The sequence below is a fragment of the Klebsiella sp. JB_Kp031 genome, assembly GCF_040064295.1.
Taxonomy (GTDB): Bacteria; Pseudomonadota; Gammaproteobacteria; order Enterobacterales; family Enterobacteriaceae; genus Klebsiella; species Klebsiella quasipneumoniae.
Genome location: NZ_JBEAJW010000021.1, coordinates 82,600 through 98,758 on the forward strand (window position 1 = coordinate 82,600; position 16,159 = coordinate 98,758).

Genomic DNA, 16,159 nt, shown 5'->3' on the forward strand with positions numbered 1-16,159 from the left:
TTAGCCCACCTTCTGTGATTTGCTAAGTATTTCTTCCACATTGAGATTACGTCTCATTTTTAGTTTGTAGGGCGAAGTCGTTACCATATCAAAGACGGTTGTTGACCTACGCATTGATTTGCCCGGCACGGTTATAGGCATCTGGCCCACAATTTTACGCCCGTCCTGTAAGCAGGCGATGAAGTGAAGGGTTGGGATCATCGACAGTAATTCCTGTGGTATAGCATTTACCATCGTTGTCGACTTTCGCTCGGAAATGGAACCATTGAAATCTGTATGTGACTGTTTTGTACCAGCACTGGTGGTGTAAGTGACCTGGTTCATTGAGACATTAGTCTGGCCGACTTTGGTCAGAACAAGCTCCTGAGTCTTCGCGTCAGTAACACGTGTGGAAATGTAGTTGTTGCAAAGGCCCGTTAAACGGTCAGCAGTATCGGCGCTGGTGGCCGATACAAAATCAGAAATGGTCTGCGTAGAGATGAACAATGCGATCTTGGCCGCGCGTCCCTGGGCGAGAAGGTTAATCAGTTGCATATTAACTGCCTGATGAGCCTCATCAATGAATATGGAAACCCTGGGCACAGTGGACAAATCAGATGCTGTGTTATAGCGACTACCCGCCTCAGCGGCAATATCCGAAGTAATCAGCTGGGAGAGGTCCCGTGCTGTTGCCGGATCAGACAGGCCGTCCAGCGAAATGTAAAGCACGCCACCGCTGTTAAAGAGTCCATGGCTGTTAACGATGTTACGGTCAGGGTTCTCGACATCGTTCGCCGAAAGCAATATATCCATAGGGGTCTGGGACAATCGCTTGAGCATAGGCATCAGGCTGGCAGTGATTTTGTAATAGTGCGACTCATCGCCGGAGATGTATTTAAAACATTCCAGAACCGTATCCATGCCATGCATGTTTTTGGGAGAATTGTCTTCAAAGTAGTTGCAGTGGAAATATTCTTTCAGCTTTTCGATTTCGTCTGCAAAAGTAAGATTTGGAGATACCTGAACAGTTAAATGCCAGTCAGCCCCGAGATGGTAAGTATAAAAACCCCTGAGAGCGTTACGAGTGGTAACAATGAGATCCTGTTTAGAGCGTATGGCGTAGTAAATATTCTGGATAGTCGGTTTTGTACCACCCAGTTTCAGGGCACCTATCGCCGTTGTGACAAGCCCCTCTGCAATACGCACGAACGGATCTTCACCTCCTTCAGTACCTGAAATAATGCTCATAATACGGGCGGAAAGGTCTGTATCCTTAACATAGTTAGCGCTGACATCATAAGATACAGACGTTGAAGGATTGCCTGCGTGAAAATGCATAAAAGGCTTACCAAGACTTTCACATTCTTCCTTTAACCCTTCCTGCCACTGATAGTCGTTTTTAGGGTCAACAACGAGAACGATGTGTCCAAGGTGTAGCATTGAACTGGAAAGAAGGCGCTGGAGAACCGTTTTCCCGGTACCTACGTTTCCTGTAATAAGAGTATGGCCAAAGAAATTTTCTTCATTGACGAATATCGGGATTTTTTTATCAACGCCGAAAATCGCATAATTCCCGCCCAGGTCGAAGGCAAGTTTTCGATAGTGACGGGTAACGGGATTCAATATAAACGGTAACTGCACCTCATGCATATCACTGGAAAGGTTGTGCACCTGGTAGGTACGTTCAGAGTGCTCCGGTCCCCATTTGAAACCATTGCACAGAAACGTTGTACGCTGGGGGATCACAATCTTTTCTTTCTTACGAAGGAGCTGGTAAACACTTTTCTTCGATGGTGCTCCACCAGACTCCTGCAAACTGACCAGTTTCTGATATTTACGGTCATCAGCAAAAAAATGTGCATTATTAATCATACGAAAATCTTCTAGTGATAAAAAATCCATCGTGCGATGAAATAATCGCCAGTGAGCTATGAAGACCGGTACCCCGTGCCATACCCTCCATCCTGCCATCGCTATTAACCCCAGAGAGCAATAGAAGGGTATTTCACTGATACCGTACTTACTGGTCCATGAGTCTATAAGCACGTAAGCAGAAAAAAGTATGAGTATTAGCGCTGAACGAAATTCAAGGGCAGGGCGGTAGAGCATTTCCTGCGTATGGAGATTGTTACGGCTTCTACGTTTCATGGCTTACTTCCTGATGATTAAAAAACGAAATAAATTCTTCGTAGAAAATGTTATTGCGCAGAGCACCTTGTTGAAGGTCACTAAGGCGGATCATGTAGTGTCGAATTGGTTGGCCTATCGTGACCTTTAGCGAGGCTACAGGGAAATGAGACAGTGATAGTTTGAGTTGACCGATTTCTTCCTGATTAAAACCCCAGGATCCGACATCATCTAGAATTCGAAGACGGATGCAAAGATTTATATCAGTTACCAAAACCACCCGTAGCAATACTCTTACATGAGCAGAATTGTTATTGTACCTGACACGATTTAAGAGTGTAATAATCGTGTCGATATCGGATGAAAGCGTATCGCTATTACTGGTTTCAACTTGCTGCTGATCTGGTGAAGTACTGGATTTTAACTGCTCAAGGCTGTGTGCAATGACGACAGCCGGATCAGTGATAATTTGACTCTGACGGGCAAACAGCGCTTCAAAATCGCTGTTAATGTCAACGACCCCCTCAACAGAATCTTCCTCTTGCACTTCGTCTTCCGTTAGCTCGAAATCATGCTCCATCTCTGCCGGAGGGAGTTCGTGAACAGAGGTACTATTATCCGGCGTACGATCTGAAAGTGACTTTTTGTCCTGTGCTACATCAACATCAGCGCTCTCGCAGGTTTGATTTATCGGGCCTGTTTCACTGTTAATACAGTCATCACCGTATGAATATGAAGCGTAGTCCACCCAGAATTGTTCAACATCATCTTCCTGCGCATCGGGATATTCCGCTGATGGTATGTCAGTCGGTTCATGTTCAGTTCGATTCAGTTCAGGTGCCTGCTCTTCATAACGTTCCGGAGGGAGTGGCTCAGGATTCACCTTAGCCAGTTGCGGCGGAAAAGTGAAAGACACCCCTTCATCATCAGTCTTAACCCCACCAAATAAATCTGCAGAAAGCAAAGGCAGCATCTCAACCTCTCTAATATCAGGTTGATGACGTAACTGGACAAGCGATACTTCGTCATTTAACTGAACATATCGTTTCCCGTCATTGCACGGAATACTGAATTCTTCATCGAGACTTCCTGACCGTAAAGAAAGAACAAAAAGACCGGTCTCCATTAAGCGCGGCTCTTCAAGCGGAGCTATGGAACGAATATGAGTTTCTGATACATACAGAACCCCATCGATTAAAGCCAGTTCATTAGCATTAATGGCATTATTTTTGAACTGATGCAGGAGTCTGGAAATGTACTCATCAGGACTCACTTCACCTTTTTTTCGGCGGGTTTTAACAGATTTTATAGAATCACGTTCTTCTGTCTCAGGTTCAGCTGCATCTGTTCTAAGGGATGTTTTGTTAGTGTTTTCCTGAGCCTGCTGATTCTCACCGGAAGTCGCCTCTTCATTTTCAGAATCAGCAGTATTATCAGTATCTGAAACTGTACTGTTACTTTCCGCTGCGCGTTGTGTGTCAGCCGTAGAGACTGAAGCGTTATCAGTGGTTTGAGTTATTCCAAGACGGATTGATTTTGTACCATGCGAAAGAGGGCGTACATAAAGCGTGTCATTCCCCTTGCGGTCGACAAAAACATAGTCATTAGTCTCATTAATACTGAAAATACCCGGCGTACTTTCGGGTAGAATATCGTATTTGAACAGAAAACCAACCCATTTTATTTTTAAGAGAGAGAACCAGCTCAGGCCTTTGATACCCTCATCAAACATTCGTTGTATGTCATTTTCCGTAAAGTCACCGCGATGGAAAAAGTGAGCAACCCGTTGTTCACCGTATGGCTCTATATAGCCCCCACTTAAAAGAAGGTCGGTTAATGCTTTGCGGCCAAGATCGCCATCCGGGAAGTTAATCCCAAGATGTTTAAACTGATTCAGGATGAAATCAAGGGCCGCATGTTCGTTGATGTAAACAGAGCCACCGATAATCATAATATGTACCGGAGGCGGTGAGTTTCTGTCATGTCTTACTGACGATGAGTCGAAACCATTGATATTAAGAGTACTGATGTTGTCTTTCAGAATCGCGATGGCACGTGCAGCAGTATCAGAGGCCCGAATACCGGATTGTTTATCATACCGGTAGCTGGTATCGGTGCCGGTGGAATGCCAGTCGGCCGTTCTCATGCAACGAGAAATAAAATCATCACTGGTTGTATAATTACCCAATGCCGACAGCATTTTATCGTACAACCGTTCTTTGACTACGTCGCTCAAATAATTAAGGCACGTATCGTTTAAGCAGCGTTCCAGGAATACAGGTGCCCGCACGGAATGCTCGTTAGCCTGCCTTTTGCGCCAGATAACTTCATAGGAAAAAATACGGTTGGACTTTGCCCAGTCCATCAGGCTGGACGAGAGCGGACGCCATGTGCTTTTAACACCAGGGGTGGACGAAATAACGTCGACATCAAATATCTTCCCTGCGTCATGTAAAAGCCCACAAATAAAGGCTGCATAAAGATAACGACGTTTTCGGATCTGTTCTTCATCCTGCAGACCAATAGGGAGTAATTCAGTGCTGTACGCAAATTTTAAAGCGAGGAAAGCAGTTTCTAAACTGTGCGTTAACAGGCCCCCTGTACCGGCATGGTGATGGTTTTCAGACGCAGGTAAAAGATGTATCCAGCGTGTATATTCCATCAATGGCTTAATGACCAGATTAGTGAAGGTATAGGCCTCCTCACTCAGGTCTGAATTTGGCAAACCGATATACATATTAATTTCCTGTAACCGGTTAGCATGTACAGATAGAATCTCACGCTCTGAAAAGAGTGTTATACCCGCAGGCTTGCTTGGATAATCAAGATAGCTTTGCACATCCTTGTTAGGCGTGTGCGGGATATCGTACTCATCATCAGTATCAAAAATAATATCGTGGTCAGGCCCTCCGAAGAGGGCGACCCTAATTTTTAAAAAAAGCCTGGATATAATACTCATATCAACCTGTGAGTTATTGTACCGAAACAGGAGTGGCAGAAGGCTGTGTTTTGTCAGATGGTTTACCGGAGCCAGCTGCTTCTTCTGGTTTTAATGTCGGCTCACTGCCAGCATCAGCAGAACTGGTACTGTGGCCGGACTGAACAGGGGCTTTAGTTTCGAGACTGGCAATATAAAGTTCCACCGATTTAAACCGCTTAATGCTCTGGATGAATGGCAATGCGTCGTATTTTCCATTCACGCGGTTTTCAGCGTTCAGTATTTTTGTGATGTTGTCCATCGCAACCCGCAGTGAGCTCAGGAGTTGCAGGATAATTCGGTCATGAACCTGTTGTGATATCTGACCGTATAACCACAACTGATGTGCCTGACGAGTCAGGACGTTGATGGTCTGGATAATATCCAGCAATTTATAGGTCATTGGGTGGTTCCAGCGAATTTCAAATTCACCATAGTCAAACCCTTCGAATGATGAATCATCCAGAGGCAGTCTGGCGACATTTTTGTCAATCTGCTCTTTGAAGGTATTTACATTACCCGACAGTTCATCGTAAACACCGGAGAGCCATTTCTGAACTTTAGTGCTTGTCGCCTGGTCACCTTCTACCAGCCGGAAAATATTATAAATTGCATTGGAAATGGCGTTAAACTGGCGCAGGCAGGCTCTGTTTTTTTCATGAAAGTGCGTATAGAACTCACTTGAAAGTGGTTTTAATTTTGAAATGACCATCCCTAACGGGCGGTTATTGCCAGCGTTACGTTGATTGCGCGGTTCAGTTTTTGGGGATGCGTTGTCAGCCATTATATTAACCTCTTCAGTTTTTCCAGTCTTTTGATGTCGGCCAGTTTTCGTTGATGGTATTCCGCGAGTAGTTCACGGATCGGTTTAATTTTGTTTTCTGTTTCCTGGATCAGCTCCAGTTCCCAGTCCAGTGCATTTTTAAAACAACTAACGCTGTATCCTCCGAGTTTAGGTTTAACAACCACGCCATGATGTTCAATTTTGTTTTTGAACCTGGGCGAAAAATCTTTCCATACAATTGTGAGCTTTTGCGATGAGCCGACCTTTTTAAACACCGGTGCGAATCGACCGGGCATGAATTTCCCCCCGTTTGCATACGTGGTCTGGGATATCAACTGATTTCGTGCCTTCCAGGTCTCCCAGTATTCATCCAGAATTTTTGTCGCTTCTGATTTCAGTAACTCGATATAGCGAACCGAGTTTTCGATAACGATTTCCTGATGTGCCGTAATTATCGGGTTCATATCAACTCCTCCATTCTCACAGACTACAGGAATCCAAAAAGATTTTTCTGAACTAACAAGGGTCTTTGCATTTTTTTTTTAATTTTTTTTTCGTGTTCATGTCGTCGGCAAAAAGTAACTTTCTTGTGAGTACGACCAGCAACCTCTGCCTGAGACCCCACACAGTGTGCGTGCCACCTCCCGTAAAACCACTTCTCGCAACCGTGGAGATGGAAAAGTAACTTTTTTGCGAACCAGTAATAGTTACCCTTATACATAAGTAACTTTTTTCGTAATAGTTACAAATGATGGAGGGTGAAAATCTGTTGTCCATTGGTCACTATTCCGGGAAAAGTTACAAATGAAGATTTTTCCCCATTGGTAACTTTTTTCAAAAAAGTTACCAATGAAAGATGTCGCTTATCGACGGTTTTTTCAAAAAAGTGCCTAATGATATTGGTGAAAATTCGGATGTTCTTGCACTGGGAACTAAAACGAAGATAGTGCTTTATACTATTTGTGATTAACCCTTTTCTACTCTCCCTCGGATTGCTATGATATAATCAAACCTCTTTCAGTAACCGAAGTAGCGCGATTTAAAAGTATCCTGGAGAGCGTATGGACGTACAACCCAACGTACAGACTGACACTGTCATTAAGGCGTTTCTCCGCTCGGAGTTGCAGTTGATACGTAGTCAGAAAAAACTTCTCAGTGTGTTGCCTCGTGATCTCGCGTCGGACTACCGCTATATACCGGACAACCTGCTGGAGCGTTTTTTCCATACCGCCACTGATGCGCGTCTAAATAGAATTGCCCTGTCAGAAGCCAGGCCAGGTAGCCTGCTAGTTCCCCGTGTCAACGGGAAACCTGTTTTATGGGGTGAGTTAATAAAATTAATTCTGGATGACTCTCAGTTACTGAAGTTTGAAACGTACGGCAGACCTTTTGACAGTACCGAGATGAAACCAAATGAGCCATGCGAATTATTGAGCGGGAAGCAGTATGTTTATAAACCCATCGACCTTGAGTTATTCAGGAAAAACATCGTCTCTATACAGATGAATTTCCTGGTCAATCTATGGAATCTGGCCAGATTTAAACCGGCTTATGTCAGGGCTTATTTGGCCCTGTCTAATGACGCTTTTCAGATGCTCCTCGATACAGAGATGTCCGCCTTTGTGGAGGTGACAAATGTGGTTCTTTTCCCCCGGTTTATAACCTATGATACCGGACGACGTGATCACAAAGTATATGCATGGGGTTACGAGATTATGGCTGATGTTCTGGAGGGTTTCATTCCAAGGGAAAATATGGAAAACTTACGGGTAGAATTTGCTCTTAAAGATTCATATGAGAAGCTAAAGTTATTTTAGCGGTTTCTGGATGCTATATGAGTTAACTGGCTTCACTCATTGATATGGTAACCTGATTACGGTTCATTCATATTGGTGAATAACAGGATCCGAGCGTGCTTCGCTGAAAAGTAACTTTTCTGAAAACATGAAGTGGTTTTTCCTGCCGGTCGACAGAACCGGACCAGGTACACGTTAAGGAGAATGCGGATAATGGGCTTTAAAAAGAGCGAGGTAAGCCAGCTAAATAGTCTGGCAAGTGCCATAAAGTTAATAGAATTTGATGCCAATAAATATACAATAACACATTTGTATGGTCGTAAAGTTGCCGACAGCCTGGAGTACCCCAAAGGGATAAATACAAGAAAAGGAGTAGGTAAATGGCTCGGTGAAAAATCCGCCATGTTGCTGTCAAATGTCGTTGTAAACAATGCTATTCATATTTTCGGATATGACCCACAAAATCCTACAGAATCAACCAGAGAAATGGATTTTAATGCACTTGTTGATTTGTTAATTAACACGGGCTATACGCCGGAATACTACCCGCTCAAGGTCAACAGGATTGTCGAAGTTCTCAACGGGATGTCGGAAGCTGACTATAAAGACTATTGCCTGGTATGTAAAAAGCCCTTCATACATGCGCCGGACAGGTATGATTCCTGCCCGACATGTAGCGCAAAAAAATGCAAAGTTGCTATTATGCGTTATTCTCAGTCCGTAGTCCCCTTTGAATAAAAGTAATTAAGATTACATGGAAAATCAGCTTTTACACACGGCAAGCACCATTTGCCATATCGCGTTTGCATCGACGGGAATAACGACACCATCAGATGAGCAGGGTTTTTTTCATCTTTCCGACAGCATCCATAATCGCCTGCGTTCGATTTCTCCTGACCTTCATGTCCGTTGTGCCTCTTATTTATACCTGCCAGTCATTCATACAGAGTTAAAAACTGGCGACCTTAAAAACCATTTTCCTGCTTATATCCTGCAACTTGTTCAGGAACTTGCTCCGTTAAAAAGGGCTACCTGTCCATCCGGAAAAATCAGGTTTGATAAAGAGCTGGACGCCATGTTTTCAGCCAGTCCAGATGCTGTGAGCATTCGTCTGGCCGAATATCTTTCGGGCCCATCCCGTTTTCTCCGGATGATAAAAAACCCTGACCGTAAGGCGAGAGTTGAGAAAATACTCACTGCCAGAAAATGTAATCTTTCGCATCAGTTGGCACTCCTGATGCAGGCAGAAGAAACCGTGTCCAGATTTAAATCGCCGGGTAATACTAGGCGCCCCTGAACAGGTTCATGTTATATCTTCCTCATTATCTTTTACTTTCTGGCGTTGACCTTTTTAACCAACTGAAGGTCAACGTGTTCGTGGGTCAGGAATCTATCCTCCCGTTTATTGTTTAACATTCCGTAAATTCACAGGCTTAAACATTCAGCTTATAACCATGGTGGTTTTACTGAATAGTCGTGTTACAGGTAAACCCGTTACCTGGCGTTACTCATTTCTGGTTTTCCCGATGATTCATGACCCGGCGACATTGAATCCCAACGCCCCTCAAGAAAAATTTCAGATTTCGTACAGAACATCTTCCTTATAGAAGAAAAAGGAATTTTTTTTATGGGATGATAATGCTAACCATCGAGGGGAAGCATATGCAGAACACTAAAACTTTTATCCTGAAAGCCGCCATTAGTTCGTTGCTGGTGCTTTCCACTATGAGCCTGGCGGATACCCAGAAAGTTGAGAACACACCTTTTGTTTCGGGGCAGTCCCTGAAAAAAGGTTTCTTCTGGTATAACGATAAAGAACCGGTAAAAGATGAAGAAGAACAACCGCAACAGCCATTAACGGGATCGCCATCTCAGGACAAAAAAGAAGAGCTTAAGCTCGATTCACGCTGGCTAAAAGAAAACCTGCTGAATCTTCGTTATGCGGCAATGGATAACCCGACCAACGAAAACCTGTCCCGCTATTATACTGCGCAACGTTTAATGCTGGATATTGCCACCCGTTTCTCTGACCGGACCCGTGACTATTTCCTTAATAACCCGATGATGTCAGAAAAACGACGACAGCCAACCGAAACTGTCGCGTTAAATGCACACCGTGCAGGACTTGAGGAAAATCAGCAAAAAGCACTTACCTCCATCTTTCAGAAAGGTGGATTGTTTTTCTTTTTCCAGAGTACCTGTGCGTACTGTCACCAGCAAAGCCAGATACTGAATTTCATGCAGAACTATTATCACATTGACATTATGCCGGTGAGTATAGACGGGCGACCTCTTCACAATGGTTTATTTCCCCGTTATGGACGGGCAACAATGGAGATGATTAAGCAATACGCCATCACAGAAGTTCCCACTATTTATCTCATGTCCAATGATGGTTCTCAGGCTACACGAGTCAGTACCGGTCTGGTGTCCGCTGACGAACTGAAAAATACGATTATTCTTGCGGCCAGAGGTATGAACCTTCTCGACGAAGCGACATTCCAGAACACGCTCGATATTAAGAAACAATATGCCATTGGCGACAGAGATGTCCTGACCGTGAACAAAGAGCGCTATGAACAGGATCCTTATCTGCTTCAGCACATAATGGATGAAAAACTTAGCGGGTACGACATGCCAACAACCGATCGGGTTAATACCGGTATTTCAGAAAATGAAGGGGGCTTAAGTGGCTACTGATTTTCCAAAAGTAACTTTCATGAAAAAGTTACTTTTATCGGCCATGTTCTTTGGTGTGTTCTCCATGCAGCAGGTCCATGCTGCTAACGTCATGGAGGGCATATTTAAAGGCATGGTGGCTTCAACAGATCCCGCTTCCGTAAGAACGGCATCACGTGTCGGAGCTGTTGGGGGGAGTTTCTCATACCGCCAGCCTCAGGTGAATACCAACCTCGTCAATGTCAGTTTCCCGAAAGCCAGCGTCGGGTGTAACGGCATCGATATTTTCCTCGGCAGTTTCAGCATGATCAATGGTGATCAGCTTGTGCAGATTGGACGCGGTATTGCGCAGGGGTCAGCGGTATATGCTTTTAACACGGCAGTATCGGCAATCTGTGCCGACTGCGCAGCAATCATTGCCAACATTCAGGACAAGCTCGCAGCACTGAACAAATTTGCCAAAGACAGCTGTAACGCAACCTATGAGTTTTTGCAAAACGGGCTGGGTACACCTCAGGAGTTTACTGAGAAAATAGGGCTCGGCGGTGGCGCTGTTGACTCCATGGTATCAGGTATATTCCCAGATTTTGGTAGCACCATGAGTCAGCCTGCCAGTGAAGTCAACAAAAAGAACTATGCAAAAGATCCTGATGCCTTTAAAGAGAAATATGCAGGGAATATTGTTTACCAGGGATTCATGAGCATTGATAACGGCAATATGAATGTGGGGGGCGTGACTGAATTAACAGGTTACAAACTTGCAGAACAAATAATGTCGCTTACAGGAACACTTATCGTCAGCTGGGATAGTAATGGAGAAAATTCAGCGATAACACCGATCCCACCTACGATGAAAGCCGCTGATTTCATAAAGGGGACAGGATCCGGCAACGTTAAATTAAATGTTTGTAACCCAACACCTGATTTACGTAGTAACAGAAAAGCACAGTGTCTTGAAATGCGTCAGGACTCTATACAATTTAAAGGTCTTTCTGAAACCATTATTGAAACATTACTCGAAATTCAGCGGGCTGTCAGGAATGACACTGAGTTGACGCAAGACCAACGTAAACTTATCAGTATGTTAGGTGTTAATAACATCATTCCGACTCTTCAGACCTTGTCAGCTGCTGAGGGGGTTCAATACATCAATGATATCAGTACGATCGCGGCCAAAAACTTCACAATAGAGTTGCTGAGTAGTGTGCAGAATAAAATGACGAATATGACTTTGCCTTCAGAGGCAATGGCATCGTTTAAGGACCAACTAGAAAAAATAAACCAAACCTTCAGAAACCAGATCCGCAGCGCTTCAGAGGTTCAGTCCATACAGAACACTGAGGAAAAAACGGTCCTGGCTTACTGGGATATGGCATACGTTAAAAAACGGACCTATGGCGATAGCGGGAATGGTGGCTGATATGAGTAATTACACTATTTATACCATTGGTGATATCGATTTTGTTTATACGGCTTTTAACGGGATCGCGCTGATTTTTTCCTCTCATGGTTCCAATGAATGGCTCAGATTTGCTGCCTATGCAGCAGCAATTGGACTCTTCTATAAATCAATGAAATGGGTTCTTGCTCCCACAAAAAATGATGTCCCGATCTTCTCCTGGATCATGGGGCTATTGTTCTATTCCATCGCGGTCATTAAAGCCGATGTCACACTGGAATCGGTTAAAACGGGGGAAGTCAGGAACATAGACGATGTTCCGTTATTTATCGCGTCAACCGGTGAACTGACTACCGGATTACTGCACGGGCTCATTACGGACTGGCGAGCAGCGTTTGACCCGCTTACGCCGGTGGGGCAGGTCACTGACACGCTCGATGACAGCCTGACGCTGGGTCCAATGACCAAAATGGTCAAATATATGGAGTGGGGTGGGGAATCCAGTGGATTCTGTCAGGCTTTCCCGAATACGATGAGCGGGAGCGAAAAACCTGTCACCTTTGATGTCTGCAGAATCATCCAGTCTATTGCACGCGATTGTATTAAAACGACCCAAGACTCAGAGGTCAATACACCACTCAGAGGGGTGGCGTTGAATGAAATCTATGCCACAGATCTTGCGTCAGTAATGAACGTGATGGATTCAATGACGGCCAACAGCCTGAAGACGGCCAGCGTCCCCATGGTGACATCTACAGGTTTGCAGTATGCGTCGTGTACAGATGCCTGGGCGGCGGTTAAAGCCGCATTCGACTCGCCTCAGGGCGCGTCAATTATGCGTAATTTGGGTCAGATGAATCAGTTTGTAGCACCGCAGCAGGAGGATAGCGGCCAACAAACCGATTTTATCGGAGGTGCAGCCACCACGCTTTTTGGAAGTGCCGGTCAGGCTCACAATATCACGACTGCTGCATTTGTCCTCAACCAAATAGATAAAGGTGTGTTGCAGTATCGTAAATCGTTGGGTATAGCGGCTGACTACCAGCTTTTCGAAGCGAGCATGAAACGTACCAACGCCATGGTCAGTCAGGGGCAACTCTGGCTGAACATCTCAGGCGCTGCAATATCGTTTCTGGAAATGTTCAGCTACATGGTTGCCCCCTTTGCTCTGATTGCGATCCTCTTCCTGGGAGGTGAAGGCATAACTTCAGCTGCAAAATACCTTCAACTGATAGTCTTCGTTAACATGTGGCCGATAACGGCGGTCATGGTCAACGCATACGTAAAAATGGTGTTAAATCAGCAGTTTGACACATGGTCATCACTGGGTGTACAGACCACTATGAACTGGGCGAATATGGGGAGTATTCAGGAGACGTACGGCAGTTACCTGTCAGTAGCTTCAGCGCTGTATTGCATGGTACCGATGCTGACGCTGTTCCTGTTGACCACCAGCATCCACCCGATGATGGGGGCGTTGAAAAATGTGACGCCGGATGCTCCTGCCAATACTGGTCATGTCACACCAGAAGTGTGGTCGGCGGGTAATGCGGGTAAACAGTCCTTTGGTGACCAGACACACACAGCAGCCACTGCAACCGGTGGAGGTATGTCATCTGGCGGGCTTCTGGATTCTCCGACCAGGATGATGCCAACGCTTGGGTTGGGGTCATCGTTAAGTGATACCGTTAACGCAGCAGGGCAGCACTCGATAGGGACCGACCGATTATCGACACTCAGCTCCAGTGAGGCATTTAATGAAACCTGGACCAGAGGAATGCAAGGCAGTCGGACACAAACTGCGGGTACGACAAACCAGGGAAGTATGAGGGCTATGGAAGATTTCGTGACCGGGCTTACCGGTAACATTTCTAAAGATGTAGGAATATCAGCAGATGCTCTTAAATCAAACGTTTTCTCTGCTGTACTCGGTGCGAATGGTGATCTTGGAATGAAATTTGGTGGGGGTAAAGGTGGGGGCAAGCCTGCGCTTGGGGACGTTATGGGGGCGTTTGTTGCAAATTTAAGCGCTCGTTTACAGAACAACTCTCAACTTTCGGACGGGGCAAAAAAAGGTCTCCTGGATAGCCTCTCTAATATGTCCAAAACCGGAAGCGGTTTTTCAAAGGACATATCAAAGATAGCGTCAAATGGTATAGAGAATAACTTCTCCGATTCTGACAGCTACCAGAAAATGGCCCAGAGGATGCAGCAACATGCCCAGGCTGTCACTAATAAAGAGAGTAATGCATTCAGTAAGACAGGTGGGCAGGCTTCCCAGCTTTCAATGAGTAGCAACCTCAACATCGACGGGGCTAAACTATCAGACACCCTGAGTAAACCAGCAACCGCACAATCTGTAGGTGACTGGGCACAGGCCTCGGGATTATCCCGTGAAGCTACAGTTGGCAAATGGGAGGCGATGAAAGCGACATTAAACAGCAGTAACACGCTGGGAGACCAGAGAAACGGTAATGATGCCTTTGTTAAAATGATGTTTAACGAAGCAGAGAAACTGACTCATATGGATGCAGGGGAGACGGTTGCACATAATCTGGGCGATATCCAGAAAACATCCCAGATGCTCAAAAATGCAGTCAGTATCATGGGGGCCAATGCCGGTATGATTGCGCCCGCGACGGAAAAACTGGATCAGTTTGTCGCACTGGGCTCCGGTGGAAACTATGCCAGCGGACATGAACAGCAGCAAATCGCACCTGACACGTCCGCAGTGCCTACTGCCGGACAGGTTTCTGGTAATGTTGCGAATCAGCAAGGGACGGTAACTGGTGGACTCGCTCAGCGGGAGCAGGCTGCGCAAGCACAACCAACAACACAAGTTGGCGGCATGACAGCTAACAAACTTAATGAAGAAGAAGCCAGAGGAAATGTAGCTAATACCTACGGGGCTAATATCAGAAATGTCCATACAGACAATGATACTAAAAACCTTAAAGCCGTCGATGATTCGCTGCCAATGGGAAATACAGCAGAGACCATTAACAAGGCGAAACAAACGGCAGATACAGATGCAGCTATTCCCAAGGCAGTTTCAAAAATTCAAAGCATAGCTCTTGGCGATCCTGAAACCAGCGATATCAATGCCCCGACTCAGCAAGCAATGAGGGACATGCAATCGCATGATATGCCGAGAAGTGCTGAGAGTTTCCGCCCGTCCGGGAATAAAGAAAAAGATGCGAAAGACGCCTTAAGCCAGTCGGCGTTACACGCGGAAGTTGCCCGCAATCAGACCGGAGAGGCCAGAGAAAACAGTCTTAAAGAAGCTGATTCATGGCGTTCTGCATTCAACCAGATTTCAGGTAATAATTATTCACCATCCGATGTAGACCGTGTTGCTCGGTTAGCCGTGGATGGTAAAAATAATGGTTATGAAAACGGACTTTCGGACGTCGTTAAAAACGCGGTCAGCAAGGCGGGCACTACGGCCAGCAGAGTACCGACTGGCTCTGCTGATTATGAGCTGGGTGGAGGTATGCGCGACAGCAACAGCAGAAGTCCGAATCTGTTAGATAAAGGGCAGGCAGCCAGAGAACAGGTGTTTGATGGTAACCGTACAGTAGCAAAAACGTTAACCGGAGCCGGTTCAGACCGTTATGTCGGTGATTCTATGAAGTTAGAAAACGGTTCATCCGGTCAAACGCTCATCGGCAACATGAGCAATAATATGCAGTTACGACAGGCGCTCAATTTAGCTGACAACAGCCCTGGTATGACGGACGAGAAATTAACCCGTCTTCAGGACGCGCAGGACACCGCAATGAGGACTGTCCAGAGTAAATTAGCTGACGACCCACGATATGGGCCAGAAGCGGCCGCCGCTTACCCTGCGTTTATCGCAAGCCTACCGGAAAGGCTCGGTACCACAGAAGGCAAGGATTATGCGAAAGCCTTCCTGGACAAGTACCGAAAACACTAAGAAAAAAGCCCGCTATAAAGCGGGCTTTTTAGTGGTGATGTCTTTCATTAATTTCTTGTTCAAAAAAATAATATTCAGTTGAACGGGGGTCATTGATATCTGATTGTCTGTAGCCAGGAAACTCATTATCATAATCCGTTTCACGGGATTCCCCGGTTTCAACCCTTTCAGCCGTATCAGGCTCTTTCTTACGGCAACTGAAAAGCGGGTATTTGTGCCCGACAGTGCAGTAGCGGTAGACAAGCACACCCAGGCAAAAGACATAGAAGAGCTCTCTAAAGTCGGCAAGTTCAAAACCAAACAGTTCGTACATCATTGTGTAACCCTCTGCTCCTTCTCATTTGATTACATTATAAACTATTTAACCCAGCCTCCAACCCCCTGTTTTCATCACCCCCGGATGCAGCCTCAACTCTAAAAGGGGGCTTTACAGGCCATAGTCCATGGTGTATCCGTTGATACACAGTTGTTATCGCTGACC

At 45.5% G+C, this 16,159-nt stretch carries 11 protein-coding genes; 6 read left to right on the top strand and 5 right to left on the bottom strand.

The genetic code is table 11. The features are described 5' to 3' along the window. Genes traD through mobI form a run of 4 tightly spaced genes read right to left on the bottom strand, consistent with a single transcriptional unit; the run spans window position 1 to window position 6,331 of the window. Window positions 1–2,127, bottom strand: coding sequence for a conjugative transfer system coupling protein TraD (gene traD / locus ABLV64_RS06915; RefSeq protein WP_004181913.1), 2,127 nt, complete (start codon window positions 2,125–2,127; stop codon window positions 1–3). Further along, complete coding sequence (mobH, locus tag ABLV64_RS06920) at window positions 2,117–5,065, bottom strand: MobH family relaxase (RefSeq protein WP_040168654.1); 2,949 nt, start codon at window positions 5,063–5,065, stop codon at window positions 2,117–2,119. Before mobH ends, traD begins: the two co-directional genes overlap by 11 nt. Before the next feature lie 13 nt (window positions 5,066–5,078). After that, window positions 5,079–5,867, bottom strand: coding sequence for a hypothetical protein (locus tag ABLV64_RS06925; protein ID WP_016947088.1), 789 nt, complete (start codon window positions 5,865–5,867; stop codon window positions 5,079–5,081). Beyond that, window positions 5,867–6,331 (bottom strand): conjugative transfer protein MobI(A/C), encoded by a 465-nt coding sequence (gene mobI, locus ABLV64_RS06930; protein ID WP_016947089.1) that lies wholly within the window; start codon window positions 6,329–6,331, stop codon window positions 5,867–5,869. The genes ABLV64_RS06925 and mobI overlap by 1 nt, the downstream gene beginning before the upstream one ends. Window positions 6,332–6,928: 597 nt before the next feature. On the opposite strand from mobI, the gene ABLV64_RS06935 reads away from it, so the two are divergent. The 6 genes from ABLV64_RS06935 (at window position 6,929) to ABLV64_RS06960 (ending at window position 15,678) form a co-directional block, all read left to right on the top strand. After that, complete coding sequence (locus tag ABLV64_RS06935) at window positions 6,929–7,684, top strand: hypothetical protein (protein WP_348843188.1); 756 nt, start codon at window positions 6,929–6,931, stop codon at window positions 7,682–7,684. 192 nt (window positions 7,685–7,876) lie between these two features. Further along, window positions 7,877–8,401 (top strand): hypothetical protein, encoded by a 525-nt coding sequence (locus ABLV64_RS06940; RefSeq protein WP_016947090.1) that lies wholly within the window; start codon window positions 7,877–7,879, stop codon window positions 8,399–8,401. A 16-nt stretch (window positions 8,402–8,417) separates the two neighbouring features. Beyond that, the gene (locus tag ABLV64_RS06945) at window positions 8,418–8,960 is read left to right on the top strand and encodes a hypothetical protein (protein ID WP_071528224.1); all 543 of its coding nucleotides are present in this window, start codon (window positions 8,418–8,420) and stop codon (window positions 8,958–8,960) included. A 365-nt stretch (window positions 8,961–9,325) separates the two neighbouring features. Next, window positions 9,326–10,363, top strand: coding sequence for a conjugal transfer protein TraF (gene traF, locus ABLV64_RS06950; RefSeq protein WP_104457676.1), 1,038 nt, complete (start codon window positions 9,326–9,328; stop codon window positions 10,361–10,363). Next, on the top strand, window positions 10,353–11,762 hold the full coding sequence (locus ABLV64_RS06955) for a conjugal transfer protein TraH (RefSeq protein WP_004026310.1): 1,410 nt from the start codon (window positions 10,353–10,355) through the stop codon (window positions 11,760–11,762). The genes traF and ABLV64_RS06955 overlap by 11 nt, the downstream gene beginning before the upstream one ends. A gap of 1 nt (window position 11,763) precedes the next feature. After that, entirely contained in the window at window positions 11,764–15,678 is a 3,915-nt protein-coding gene (locus ABLV64_RS06960; protein ID WP_045289293.1) for a conjugal transfer protein TraG N-terminal domain-containing protein, read from the top strand. A 28-nt stretch (window positions 15,679–15,706) separates the two neighbouring features. On the opposite strand, the gene ABLV64_RS06965 is transcribed toward ABLV64_RS06960, so the two are convergent. Then, the gene (locus ABLV64_RS06965; protein ID WP_223341309.1) at window positions 15,707–15,994 is read right to left on the bottom strand and encodes a hypothetical protein; all 288 of its coding nucleotides are present in this window, start codon (window positions 15,992–15,994) and stop codon (window positions 15,707–15,709) included. Window positions 15,995–16,159: the final 165 nt, after the last annotated feature.